Consider the following 11,789-nt stretch of genomic DNA (forward strand, 5'->3'; position numbering starts at 1 on the left):
ACCGGTGTCCTGGTCCTGCTGGCCTTCCCGGTCCTCGCGGCCGCGCTGTTCGCCCTGGAGGCGGACCGCAAGTTCGGCGCCCATGTCTTCGACGCCGCCAACGGGGGGCCCCTGCTGTGGCAGCACCTCTTCTGGTTCTTCGGCCATCCAGAGGTGTACATCATCGCCTTGCCGTTCTTCGGAATCATCACCGAGATCATCCCGGTGTTCTCCCGTAAGCCGATCTTCGGCTACATGGGCCTGGTTGCCGCGACCATCTCGATCGCCGGTCTCTCCGTGACAGTGTGGGCCCATCACATGTTCGTCACCGGCGGGGTGCTGCTGCCGTTCTTCTCCTTCATGACGTTCCTCATCGCCGTGCCGACGGGCGTGAAGTTCTTCAACTGGATCGGAACGATGTGGAAGGGCTCACTGTCCTTCGAGACACCGATGCTCTGGGCGGCCGGCTTCCTCGTCACGTTCCTCTTCGGTGGTCTGACCGGCGTCATCCTGGCCTCGCCGCCGATGGACTTCCACGTGTCCGACTCGTACTTCGTGGTGGCGCACTTCCACTACGTCGTCTTCGGCACCGTCGTCTTCGCGATGTTCGCCGGTTTCCACTTCTGGTGGCCGAAGTTCACCGGCCAGATGCTCGACGAGCGCCTCGGCAAGATCACCTTCTGGACGCTGTTCGTCGGCTTCCACGGCACCTTCCTGATCCAGCACTGGCTGGGCGCCGAGGGCATGCCCCGCCGGTACGCGGACTATCTGGCCGTCGACGGCTTCACCGCCCTGAACACGATCTCGACGATCAGCTCCTTCCTCCTCGGCCTGTCGATGCTGCCCTTCATGTACAACGTGTGGAAGACGAGCCGGTACGGCAAGCCGGTCGGCGTCGACGACCCGTGGGGCTACGGCCGCTCCCTGGAGTGGGTGACCTCCTGCCCGCCGCCGCGCCACAACTTCCTCACCCTGCCGCGGATCCGCAGCGAGTCCCCGGCGTTCGACCTGCACCATCCCGACATCGCGATCGCCGAGGCTGAGGCCCACGGTGTCCGCGCCTGAACGGCCGGGGCACGCGTTGAGTGATGTGCCGGACCGGGGAGCCGCCGGCGAACTCGGCAACACGGTGGAGGGATACCTGCTGTGGCAGGCCCGGATCGCGGAAGCGGAACAGCGTGCGCAGGAGTTCGCCCGGCCGTTGGAGTGGCTGACGACGTCGCAGCGCGCGGAGATCGAATGCCATTACGTTGCCGACAGTCTTCGACGCGCCCGACGTGACCTTGAGCGTCTCGCGGCCCGAAGCCTTTCTCTGCGTGCCGAGTACGAACACCGCTACCAGCAATTGCGGCGCCGCTGCCTGGGTCTGGTGCTGGCTGTCGGCGCGGTCTTCCTCACCACGGTGGCCACTGTGTTGTCCGTGCTTTGACCAAGAGCGGCCGTGAACGAGGCGAGGCCGATACGGGCATGGGCGGCTTCGTCGCCCCTTGAGTCCTCGCCGCCTACAAGCGAAGGGCAAAGGCGCCAGTGCCGCCGACGACCTGCGCCCGGCGATCCGGCCCGCTGGGACTGGGGCGGCGACAGCCTCTGACGGCCTGCCACTCGGTCGGGTGAAGACACGGCAGCGGCGGAACTCTCCCGGGGGACCGGGCGTAGTGCCGTACATGGACCCGATCCACGAGACGCACGTGGGCGAGCGGGGCCTGGTCGACGTCGCGGCCGCCGACGACGCCACCGCGCTCGCCTTCCAGAAGCTGCTCGCCGACCGGTGGGCGACGGCCACGGCGGAGCAGACGACGCGGGACGCCGGTCAGCCCGGCGTACGACTGCGCTGCTACCTGGACCTGCGCCAGGAGCTCACCGCGGTCGTGACCTGCTCGGCCTGCATTCACCTCGACGACTGCACGCGGTCCGACTGTGCCGATCCCGCCCACGACTAGAACCTTGCTGTTAACCGCGATGGGCAGCGCACCAGGCGTTATGGTCACCCCCTGACACACCGGCGGGGGCCGGTGCGGGGGCACATGGGAGCGTGGTCATGGAGCCGGCGACAGCGGACGCGGGGGGCCGGGGGTGTGGGAGCAGATCATCCGGGAGGCCGTCCGCCGCCAGTGCGACGTGCTGTTCGTGACAGCGGACGCCAAAGAGGACTGGTGGCGCAAGGAACAGGGCTTCAGCCGAGGCCCCCGACCGGAACTCACCGCCGAACTCAAGGCACGCGGCGGCGGCCAGCTCTTCATGCTCACTCCGAAGGGCTTTCTCGAAGTTGCCGCGCCGATCCTGAAGTTCAGCCTCCAGGAGGGATCCGTGGAGGACATCGCCCGCGTCGAACGGATCGAGGCCGAGGAGACGGACGACGCCCCGGTGTCCTTCGAGGACCTCCTCGACCGCATCGCCGATCTGCCCCTGCTGCATTTCACCGGATCCCGTGAGGTGACTGCCGGGCTCGACGCGGTGGCGTACGGGTCCTCGTGGGTGCGCATGGCCTGGGACGCGGTACGCGCACTTCGGGACTTCGCCGAGGCCGTCACCGCGGGGCGGACCGGGTGAGACTTCAAACAGTGGTGCTCGGACGCCCCCAGCGGCGTGCGCACGATCGCACCGAGAAAGATCGTGCGGGACGATTCCCCGTCGGTGAAGGCCAGCATCGGCCGGCGTCGGGAGCGGATCTTCCCCGTACCCGAGTACGTGGATCCGGCGGGGAAGATCTTCATGGGTGACCACGTACGAATCGGCGGCGGCAACACGATCGCTCCACGCCTGTACTACTACGATGGGGCCTGCGCCGAGCATGGGATCTTCATCGGGTACATCGGACCGTGTCTGACCAACACCTCGGCCTGAACCGGCGGAGACGCCGAACGGCGGGGCCGAGGGCTACTGTGTTGAGCAGCGCGGACCGTGGACGGACCGGGCACCGGACCTTTTCCTTACCTCCCGGGGCTAGGTTCTGTCGTGAAATGTCACGCCCACATCAGGAGTGATGCGAGGGTGACGGCCGCCTTGTTAGGACTCGGCGGTCTTGTCGTAGCGGGTGGCGATGCCGCGCCACTGTTTCAAGCGGTTGAAGCACCGTTCCACGACGTTGCGATGCTTGTAGGCTCGCGGTCGAAGGTCGGCGGCCGGCCTCCGTGGCTGCCGCGCCGGGCCCGGTTGCGGGCCTGGTCGACCCGCTCGGGGATCGTGTGCGGGATGCCGCGGCGGCGGAGCCAGGTGCGGATCGTCTCGAGCTGTAGCCCTTGTCGCCCAGGACGTGATCGGGCCGGGTCCGGGGACGGCCGGGTCCGATCCGGGGCACCCGGATCGCTTCCATCACGCCGGTCAACCGGGTGCAGTCGTTGGTGTTGCAGCCCGTGAGGACGAAGTCGAGCGGACGGCCCAACCGGGGTGAATCTTGCTGGTCAGACCACCTCTAGACCGGCCGAGTGCCGGGTTGCGGAGCCCCCTCTTCGGGCCCCGGCCGCATGCTGGTGGACGCGGACGACCGTGGAATCGACGGACACCAGCCAGTCGATGTCGCCAGCCGCGTCCGCCTTTGCCTGGGCCGTCCGGAGCATCCGGTCGAATGTGCCGTCCGCCCCACCTCCGGAAACGGGTATGGAGCGTGGTCCATGGCCCGTAACGCTCGGGCACGTCTCGCCAGGCCGTCCCGGTCCGGAACTTCCACACGATCCCGTTCAGGACCCTGCGGTCGTCCAGCCGCTTCCGCCCCCGCAACGACTCGGGCAGCAACGGACGGACGAACTCCCACTCGGCATCGGACAGTTCATGGCGACGTATCACAGCACCATGATCCACCAACCAAGATCATTTGAAGACACTGCCAAGGCGGCTTCGGACACGCCTACGAGCGCACCCACGCCCGGGCATAGGCCGCAGCGATGATCGACGTCTGGACCATCGTCGCGCCCTGGGTGGTAGCCGGGAACGTGGACACTACACGCACCGTGGTCAACAACATCATCGTCGGCGTCATCGCCCTGCTGCTCGCACTCGCGACCAGCTCCGCGGCCGGCGAAACGGACAGGGGAGCCGTGGTCGCTCGGCCCTGATGGCCCGCTGACGCGGCGCTCCGAGCCGAACATAGCGCCGACGCAGGGGCGGCCGCGGGCCACGCGGCCGCCCCCTCGTTTTCGAGCGCAGGACCGACGGCCGAGCAAGGTTGGTCGGACCTGCGCTGATTCGTTAGCCGTACGCCCTGCTGGGGACCCGGTTGCCCATACGCCGACGAAACCACGACACGAGCGGCGGCAGGACGGAGCGGCGACCCGCCGGGACAGGAGTGGCACATGAGCACAGCGGCTGACAACCACCTGTCGCGACGACTGCACGCATTCCTACGCAGGACGAAGCGACACTATTCCCCCAGGTCCGAGCGGCCGCTGGGGGGCTATTTGGCAGCCATGGCCGGATTCGGGACGTATACGGCCGCCTTGGCCACGGTAGTGCGGCTGCGGGGGCGTCCTCTGCCCGACCGGCCCGCGCCCTCGGACATCGCGCTGACGTCGCTGGCCGCCTTCCGGCTGAGTCGGCTGCTGAGCAAGGCGGCGGTGACCAGTCCGCTGCGGGCCCCCTTCACCCGGTACGTCGGCCCGCAGGGCCCGGCCGAACTGCATGAGGAGACGCGGGCCGACGAAGGCAAGGACACCGTCGGAGAGCTGGTGACCTGCCCCTTCTGCATGAACGTGTGGGTGGTCTCGACCCTGACCGCGGGTCAGCTGCTCTGGCCCCGCGCTACGCGCACCGCTATGGGCGGACTTGCCGCCCTGGCCGGAGCGGACGCACTGCACCTGGCTCACGCGGCGCTGGTGGACAAGACCAGCGGCGAGTGACTCCCGGCGCGGAATTCAAGCCGCGCGCATTGACCGCGGTTCTGCCCGCCCGCTGCAACCCCGGCGCATCATGGCCTCGAGGTTATTGCGGTTCGCCGACGTCGCGGTGTTGACGTCCGGGGGCTGACCGCGGCAGTGGTTGGGCCGAGCGGGTGCGGGTGTTGGACGCGGCGTGCCAGTTGGCTTGCACGTGACCGTCACCGACAGCGGCCGGTGCACCGTGCCCTGGACACCCGGTGTGGGGATCCAGTCCATCCACGAGCGCGTCGAAGAGATCGGGGGCACTCTCACCATCGACACCACCCCCGAGGGCGCCACCGTCACTGCCGATCTCCCCCTTGTCATCGCCGTGGCCGAGACGCCCTGGAGTTGAGCGGCGTAGTCCAGGGACGTTTCGCAGCCCGGACTCGGTCCGAGGCGGGCCTCATCGCTGTGCTTGCTCAGTCGCCGGGTGATCCGGTTCGTTTATCTTCCCGAAGGGGATGTGCACGCTGGGCGTGCTGCGGGCGGTGCCGGCCAGGTGGCCGACCTGGTCGTCGAAGAAGATGTGGGGCTTGAGGACCTCCATGATCGTGCTCTTGTCTATGCCGCCGAGGAAGAAGGCGTCGTTGACGGCCACACCCCATTCCTTCAGGCTGCGCACCGGGCGTTCGTGAGCGGGTGCGTTGCGGGCGGTGACGAGGGAGACGTGGACGCGGATCTTGTAGTCGGCGTCTTGTGCCCGTTGTTCCACCTCACGCAGCTGGAGGCGGTTGACGCCTGCGAGGAAGTCACGCAGGGGACCCGGGTCGTGCGGGGTGGCGGCGTTCGCCGATTCATGGAAGCGGAAGTCCTCGATGCCGCCGGCCTGGTAGACCTGTTCCGAGGCGTCGTCGGCGAGGACCCCGTCGAAGTCGAAGGCGATCCGCAGGTCCTGGTCATCGCCCTCGTCGGCCACCGCCGGGCCGAGCACGCGGCCGGCGGGCAGCCCGAGCGCGACGGCCTCGCGGACGTCATCCTCGTTCGCGGACAGGAACAGGGACATGTTCAGGGCGGGCATGAAGTGGTAGGGCGAGCGGCCCTGCATGAAGATGGCCCGGCTGATGGGCAGTTCGTGGGACTGGATGGACCGCATGACCCGCAACCCGGTGTCGGGATCATTGCGGGACAGGATGATGACCTCGACCAGAGGGTCATCGGGTGAGAGGTCGTTCAGGGACAGCAGCCTGCGGATGAAAGGGAAGGCCACCCCTTTGTCCAGCGTGTCGTCCAGGTGCTCCTCCTGGTAGGCGCGATAGGCCTCCTCTCCCTGATCGCGGAAGACGGCATCCGCCTCCGCCAGGTTGAACAGTGCGCTGGAGGCGATACCGACGACCAGGCGGTTCTTGAGTTCGTAGACAGCCACGTCGTACCCCCGACACTCATTCGCCCAGACGCCCCGATCATGTTAAATCACCGCGCTCCACGAAGGCCCTGCCGCCCGACGGCGCGGAGGCTGTGGTGATCGGCTCTGCTGGGTGCGGGCGGGTTGAGGGAAGGGGTGTCGGGAAAATCCAGTGCCGCAGGACCGGGGCGGGCGGCCGGATTCCAGCCTTCCGTATCTCGCCGGTCCGGGCAGTTGACGCGTCGGCGTTTCCTCACCAGGGGCAGGGCTGTCGCTTGGAATCGCGGCATGGGAAGGTTACGGAACTGGCCTGCACAGCTTGTTCCATCTTGTTTCGCGTTCTGCATCTGGTTGGCGATGATCAGGACAGCGACCAGCCGGAGGACGTGCCCCGCCTATCACTAGCCTGTTTGCCGACCTGTGGCGAATCCCCCACCACTCCGGCTCCCACGTCCCTGACCCGCGTGAATGCCCGTTTTCAGGCAATCGATACGCCTGTCCGGGCGAGACATGTGCCGATCCGTCATGTTGCGGAGGTGACACAGCGTCGGTTGCCTCAGCAGTGATGCACAATTCAGGCTTCACGCAACAGAACGGACAATCCACCGCTGGAGGGGTTCTTGTGGGCAGTACACGTGTTGGCTTCAGTATCGGCCTGATGGCCGGATTCCTAGCTCTTCAGATTCCAGTCGCCGCAGCCGCCGGTGACTCAAGTCTCGACATTCGCCTGCAGCGGACCTCCCACGGCTCCACGGTCACCGTCAGCACCACCGCATGCGGCGCGGACGTGACCTACGGCAAGGGCGAGTCCGAGGCGGCAGGGGCGTTCCACCTGTTCGAAGGCGAGAGCAAGGGCGTGCTCACCGGCGAGTTCACCGTGCCGGAAGGATCTTCGCCCGGTACCGACACCGTAACCGTCAAATGCCCGCCGCGGACCAGGATCACGGACTCGTACCAGCTCCCGACGCGCCAGCCTGACGGTGCCGTCGAGGCCGGTTTCGGAGACACAGGAAGGGAAGTCCCGCAGCTCGCTCTGGGCGCGGCGCTGGTCGCCGCAGCCACTGCCGGGGGGCTGGTGAGGATGCGCCGCCGCTCGAACCGAAGCTGACTGCCCCTGCCCCACCGGCTCCCCCGGCTGGCTCCACCCGGCCGGCTCCCGAGGCCTCCCTGGTCCCGGAAGCCGCCGGGAACCGATCGCCTCCCCTCTCCCCCGCTGCAGGCAAAGAACCCACCGCGATGGCCTCCAGGCGTACCGAAGACTCTTCCTCATCCCCGTTCATCCCTTCGGCCAGGTCTTTGGCCTGGACGCTCGTGGCAGGGACCGTGCTGTTGGCCGGCGCGGTACACGACGAGCAGCCACCACGGCCTTCCGCCGGCCAGGCACTCTCTCCGCTGCCAGGTGCCTCGGTCCACCGCACCGCCGCCCCAGCCGGCCCCGCCGTGTCCCCGCTCCCGCCTGCGGAACCGCTCTGGCTCCGGATCCCCGCCATCAACGTGAACGCCCCAGTCACCAAGCTGCACCTCGACTCATCGGGGGCGCTCGAGTCCCCGCCCGCCGACGACCCCAACCGCGCCGGCTGGTACAGCGAGGGCACGGCACCAGGATCTGCCGGGACAGCCGTCACCGCGGGCCACGTGGACCTGCCCACCGGCAACGCGGGCGTCTTCTACGAGCTCGGCGCCCTGACCAAGGGCAACACCATCGAGATCGACCGGGCGGACCGGCGCACAGCCGTATTCACCGTCGACGCCCTCGAGGTCTACGACAAGGAACGCTTCCCGAGCAAGAAGGTGTACGGCATCTCCGAGCGCGCCGAACTACGGGTGATCACCTGCGGCGGGGGCTACTCCAAGCACACCGGATACCAGGGCAACCTCGTGGTCTACGCGACACTCACCGCGGTCAGATGAGGCCATCGCTCGGCGTCGGTCCGGCAGAACCGCTGCCTCCTGAGCTGCTCCACCTGTCCCCAACCAGGAGCCGACAGGTTGGACGCACGCGTCGTTGGACTGCCGGGGGGACTGTCAATCAACGGCTCTGTCTCACAATCGGTGGTGACGGAAAGTCATGGCGGCGACGAATAGACCATCGATCATGAATCAGCACGTCCGCGCACCACAGCGGTCGTTCCCGGTGGTCGGCGCCAGTCGGAGACACCTATAGAGCTCCCGTCCTCAGCCGCGACCAGGTCTACGCCACTGACAACAATGACGGACACCTCTACGCCTTCAACGCCGTCACCGGCGCCCGCCTGTGGTCCGCCCCCACAGGCAGCTGGATCGCCGCAGAACCCCTGGTCGCCAGAGACACGGTCTACGCCGTAAGCGGACCAGACGGCCAACTCCACGCCATCAACCGGTACACCGGTGCCCACCGATGGAGCACAGCCGCCAGCGACTCTGGCATCTTCCGCCTCCACGCCACCGCGGGCCGACTCGTCACTCTCACCGCCCACGACTACAAGACCACCATCGCTCAACAGCGCTGACACCATCGGCGATGCGGTCGGCGTCGGCCGGCGCGCTCGGTAGCCCAGACATGGCAGCAGCCGACTCAGTACCAGCCACCGAGCTCGTGAACTTGCCTGTGCGCGGCGGACACCAGACGCCATCAGAAGCCCCGGTGCCTCGAAGCACCCATACGCCAGCGCATGCTGTCCCCTCAGTACAACGTTCCAGGGGGGAACATGGACACCCGCACCACCATCGTTGCCATCATGGCCGCGCTCGCCTTCACCCTCGCTGGGTGCAGCAGCAGCGACAAGGCCGACAGCAGAGCTGCCGGCATCCCGCCCGAGCCCGACAGTTCCCAGCGCGCCGTGCTCCTCGTCGGGCTCAGGGCAATCGACCCTTGGCTCGTCGGCGATGAGGACGAGGCCATCGACGACGCGCGCAACCAGTGCTCCACCATCAGCGGGGGCGGCGACGCCGATGCCACCGCGAAGAGCCGCTTCTCCTACCCGGCGCACGAGGTGACCGACGGCGAGGCGAAGGCCATCAACAGGATGCTCAAGGCGGCCTTCTGCCTTAGCTGACGACGAGCACCCCGGCCCGACCGCACTCGCGCGCGGTCGGGCCTTCGCACGCCCAGAGGATGGACGTGGCCACCGCCCGCGACGAGTTCACCAGCTACGAGTTCAGGCAGACGTGCCCCCGACTCCTCGCCGAATCCGGCATCTGCATCGTCTGCGGCCGCGGCGCCAGCGACACCGCCGACCACGTCATCTCTGTCAGCAAGGGCAGCGCCCGCCTCGACCCCGACAACCTCGCGCCCATCCGCGGCGTAGTCGGCTGTCCCGTATGCCTCCGCAAGTGCAACAGCGAGAAGGGCGACCGCCCCCTGGCCGACGTCGTCCAGCTACACAGAGAAAGCCACCCGGGTGGCCGTCAACTCGGTGGTCTTCCGCTCCAGCAGGCGGAAACTCACCACGCCGACACCTACGTCGAGATGGCCTCCCGCCTCCTCGAACCCAGCCTCATCGCCATCCGCGGCCGCTTCAAACGCTGACCGGAAACGCGACTCCCCGCAGCGGTACGACCGAACCGCTACCCACGACGTGCGGGAGCCTGCGCGGCTGCGCGTTGCGTGGCGGTGCCGCACCGGTCCGCGGGCTCCGGAGCAGGGGGGCTGAGGCTGGAGGCCGGCGCCTGGAGGGCTGTGAGTGTGTACACGATGCGCCGCACGCGGATCATGTCGGCCCCGGCTGGAGGCCGGTGTCCCCGGTAGGCTGGCTCCGAATTTCTTCCCCCGAGGAGGAGTTCGGCTGGCCGGTGTCCGTGCCACCCGCTACCCGCGGGCTGAGGGCGCCGGCCCCCCTGTTTTCTATCGCTCGCGGGCCGCCTGCCCGTAGTCCCCCCACGCTGGATTCTCCCGTCTGGGGGAGGTCTCAGGCATGAGATGCGGGGGCGGCGCATTTGGGGTGCGCTGCCCCCGCGCGATCCGAGCCCGCGCGACGGCGGCCTGCCCCCGCACGGCCGCTGCCCGCCAACGGGGTGCAGCGTCACTATCGACCGCACCGGCGCCACGGGCCTTCACCAACTTCAACGCCTCCTCCTCGACCGCGCCGGCGTCCGCAGCGGCGATCTCCAGCAGTTGCGCCGCCCAGACGCGGTCGTACTCGTCGCCCGACTCGGCCAGGGAGCGCACGATGCGTCCCAGGGCCACACAGCATCGGTCGACACCTGCCATCCGTTTCACCGCCTCGACGGCCAGACCGTAGTCCCCCCGCTCCGTGGCCTCCTCGACCACATCGGGCCACGCCCACTGACGCTCCTCCTCATCGCAGCCCTCCATGAGGGTGAGGAGACGTTCCGAGTCGCCGGCCCTGATCATGCACCGCGCCAGCTCCGCCAGGTGCAGGCCCCGCACGAGGGCATGCTCCGGTCGCCGGGCCAGGGCAACCGCCTCCTCGTACCCCCCGAGCGCGGCCAGTGCCGTCGCTTCCTCGCCCTCCCCCAAAAGATCCTCGGGAACGGGCCGGGGCGGCAGGGCGGCCAGCAGCGCCCGTGCCTCCTCCAGGCGATCGTCGTCGGCGAACGCTGTGATCGTGCGGCACACCATGGTCCGCTGCTCACGGATGAAGTCGCTGTCATGTCCCACGAGCGTGAGGTCGTGCAGCAGGCTCTCAGCCTCCTTCCGCCGCCCCGCGCGCCACAGGGCGACGGCCACGCTGATGAGCAGGTCCACTCTGAGGGACGGCTGTTGTGCGGACCGAGCGACCCCCTCGGCGCGGGCGAAGTCGCCCGCGCGCAAAGATGGCGGTCGCCGTGTGCGATGAACCCGGACATGTCGACTTCCTCCCGCGGGCGTTGTAGGTCACTCGCGCTGGTTTAAGGCGCGGGTCAGTTCGCGGTTAGCCGCTCGGGCAGCCTCCAGTTCGTCGTCGCGTTCATCGAGCTGACCTTGGATGTCGGCGAGGTTCTGTTCCAGCATGGTGATGCGTTGCTGAAGTTGGTCGGTGTCGGCTGGCGCCCCCAAGCCCGACTCGGCCCAGGCAGCCTCGCCGAGAGCCTGGGAGAGGCGCTTCTCCAACTGCCGGACCCGCATGGCAAGGCGTTTGTTCCGCTCCAGCGCGTTGGCCAGGTCGGCCTGGAGGGAGGCCCGGCTGACGGCTGCGATCCTCCCCTCCTGGGGAGGGGCGGCCGCGGCCGCGTGGATCCGTTGGAGCAGGTCGCGGTGTCGGTAGAGGAAGGTGCGGTCCACCCGCGCCGTGCGGGCGAGAGCCGAAACGGTGATGTCGGTGTCGCTTCGCAGCATTGCGTCGAGGGTCTTGAGAACGCGCTCCCGGCGCCGGGCCGAGTCGGCCCGGCGCCCTCGCTCATGTTGGTCATGCTGTTCTGCCAGGGTGGAAGTCGGGGATGGGCGGTCCGACGCGGGGCATCCCGAGGGCGACGTCTTGCCGTCGGCTGCGGCGGAGGACGGTGGTGGCTTCCTTGATCTGCGTGCGGTCCTCGTCGGTGAGGCTGTCGAGGTCTCGCACCATGTCCTGGCTGACCGGTTACCGCCGTCTCAGCCACCGTTACGAGCGGAAACCAGGCAACTACCTGGCCTTTCTTGGGCTGGCATCCGCTCTCTGCTGCTACAAGCGGTCCCTCAAACTGACCATGTAGGACAC

Annotated in this window: 16 protein-coding genes and 3 pseudogenes; 14 read left to right on the top strand and 5 right to left on the bottom strand. The window is 68.2% G+C overall.

The features are described from left to right. The 5 genes from ACIRPU_RS40185 to ACIRPU_RS40205 all read left to right on the top strand — a co-directional run. The coding region (locus ACIRPU_RS40185) for a cbb3-type cytochrome c oxidase subunit I (protein ID WP_403876881.1) at positions 1-1,044 on the top strand (1,044 nt) is incomplete at its 5' end. Further along, positions 1,031-1,408 (top strand): cytochrome C oxidase subunit I, encoded by a 378-nt coding sequence (locus ACIRPU_RS40190; protein ID WP_403876884.1) that lies wholly within the window; start codon positions 1,031-1,033, stop codon positions 1,406-1,408. The genes ACIRPU_RS40185 and ACIRPU_RS40190, both read left to right, overlap by 14 nt. A 235-nt stretch (positions 1,409-1,643) precedes the next feature. Beyond that, the gene (locus tag ACIRPU_RS40195) at positions 1,644-1,919 is read left to right on the top strand and encodes a DUF6207 family protein (RefSeq protein ID WP_403876887.1); all 276 of its coding nucleotides are present in this window, start codon (positions 1,644-1,646) and stop codon (positions 1,917-1,919) included. 133 nt (positions 1,920-2,052) lie between these two features. Next, positions 2,053-2,529: a PIN-like domain-containing protein gene (locus ACIRPU_RS40200; protein WP_403876890.1), complete on the top strand. Its 477-nt coding sequence runs from the start codon at positions 2,053-2,055 to the stop codon at positions 2,527-2,529. A gap of 63 nt (positions 2,530-2,592) precedes the next feature. Beyond that, on the top strand, positions 2,593-2,823 hold the full coding sequence (locus tag ACIRPU_RS40205; RefSeq protein WP_403876893.1) for a hypothetical protein: 231 nt from the start codon (positions 2,593-2,595) through the stop codon (positions 2,821-2,823). Between the two features lie 119 nt (positions 2,824-2,942). On the opposite strand, the pseudogene ACIRPU_RS40210 reads toward ACIRPU_RS40205, so the two are convergent. After that, positions 2,943-3,759 (bottom strand): annotated as a pseudogene (locus ACIRPU_RS40210) (IS5 family transposase). A 47-nt stretch (positions 3,760-3,806) separates the two neighbouring features. On the opposite strand from ACIRPU_RS40210, the pseudogene ACIRPU_RS40215 reads away from it, so the two are divergent. The 3 genes and pseudogenes from ACIRPU_RS40215 to ACIRPU_RS40225 all read left to right on the top strand — a co-directional run. After that, positions 3,807-3,995 (top strand): annotated as a pseudogene (locus ACIRPU_RS40215) (SPW repeat protein); the annotation flags it as partial. A 417-nt stretch (positions 3,996-4,412) separates the two neighbouring features. Next, on the top strand, positions 4,413-4,811 hold the full coding sequence (locus ACIRPU_RS40220; protein ID WP_403876896.1) for a DUF1360 domain-containing protein: 399 nt from the start codon (positions 4,413-4,415) through the stop codon (positions 4,809-4,811). A gap of 190 nt (positions 4,812-5,001) precedes the next feature. After that, complete coding sequence (locus tag ACIRPU_RS40225; protein ID WP_403876899.1) at positions 5,002-5,184, top strand: hypothetical protein; 183 nt, start codon at positions 5,002-5,004, stop codon at positions 5,182-5,184. Between the two features lie 51 nt (positions 5,185-5,235). Here ACIRPU_RS40225 and ACIRPU_RS40230 read toward each other — a convergent pair whose 3' ends face one another. Continuing rightward, complete coding sequence (locus ACIRPU_RS40230) at positions 5,236-6,195, bottom strand: 5'-nucleotidase (RefSeq protein WP_403876901.1); 960 nt, start codon at positions 6,193-6,195, stop codon at positions 5,236-5,238. A 637-nt stretch (positions 6,196-6,832) separates the two neighbouring features. On the opposite strand from ACIRPU_RS40230, the gene ACIRPU_RS40235 reads away from it, so the two are divergent. From ACIRPU_RS40235 to ACIRPU_RS40255, 5 genes are all read left to right on the top strand, one after another. Next, complete coding sequence (locus tag ACIRPU_RS40235) at positions 6,833-7,282, top strand: sortase (RefSeq protein WP_403876904.1); 450 nt, start codon at positions 6,833-6,835, stop codon at positions 7,280-7,282. A gap of 128 nt (positions 7,283-7,410) precedes the next feature. Continuing rightward, a complete protein-coding gene (locus ACIRPU_RS40240; protein ID WP_403876907.1) occupies positions 7,411-8,085 on the top strand; it encodes a class F sortase in 675 nt (224 codons plus the stop codon). 188 nt (positions 8,086-8,273) lie between these two features. Further along, positions 8,274-8,663 (top strand): PQQ-binding-like beta-propeller repeat protein, encoded by a 390-nt coding sequence (locus tag ACIRPU_RS40245; protein ID WP_403877043.1) that lies wholly within the window; start codon positions 8,274-8,276, stop codon positions 8,661-8,663. Positions 8,664-8,861: 198 nt separating this feature from the next. Further along, a complete protein-coding gene (locus ACIRPU_RS40250; RefSeq protein ID WP_403876910.1) occupies positions 8,862-9,209 on the top strand; it encodes a hypothetical protein in 348 nt (115 codons plus the stop codon). Between the two features lie 59 nt (positions 9,210-9,268). After that, positions 9,269-9,682 carry a hypothetical protein gene (locus tag ACIRPU_RS40255; protein ID WP_403876913.1) on the top strand — a complete coding sequence of 138 codons (414 nt, stop codon included), beginning with the start codon at positions 9,269-9,271 and terminating at the stop codon, positions 9,680-9,682. Between the two features lie 315 nt (positions 9,683-9,997). Here ACIRPU_RS40255 and ACIRPU_RS40260 read toward each other — a convergent pair whose 3' ends face one another. From ACIRPU_RS40260 to ACIRPU_RS40270, 3 genes are all read right to left on the bottom strand, one after another. Continuing rightward, positions 9,998-10,861: a hypothetical protein gene (locus ACIRPU_RS40260; RefSeq protein ID WP_403876916.1), complete on the bottom strand. Its 864-nt coding sequence runs from the start codon at positions 10,859-10,861 to the stop codon at positions 9,998-10,000. 129 nt (positions 10,862-10,990) lie between these two features. Further along, positions 10,991-11,518, bottom strand: coding sequence for a DUF6262 family protein (locus ACIRPU_RS40265; RefSeq protein WP_403877046.1), 528 nt, complete (start codon positions 11,516-11,518; stop codon positions 10,991-10,993). Then, positions 11,502-11,657, bottom strand: a complete 156-nt coding sequence (locus tag ACIRPU_RS40270; RefSeq protein WP_403877055.1) for a hypothetical protein — start codon at positions 11,655-11,657, stop codon at positions 11,502-11,504. The genes ACIRPU_RS40265 and ACIRPU_RS40270 overlap by 17 nt, the downstream gene beginning before the upstream one ends. On the opposite strand from ACIRPU_RS40270, the pseudogene ACIRPU_RS40275 reads away from it, so the two are divergent. Next, positions 11,626-11,784, top strand: a pseudogene (locus ACIRPU_RS40275) (IS5/IS1182 family transposase); the annotation flags it as partial. The gene ACIRPU_RS40270 and the pseudogene ACIRPU_RS40275 sit on opposite strands and share 32 nt — an antisense overlap. Between the last annotated feature and the right edge of the window lie 5 nt (positions 11,785-11,789).

It is taken from the genome of Streptomyces sp. NPDC102259 (genome assembly GCF_044766465.1).
GTDB lineage: Bacteria > Actinomycetota > Actinomycetes > Streptomycetales > Streptomycetaceae > Streptomyces.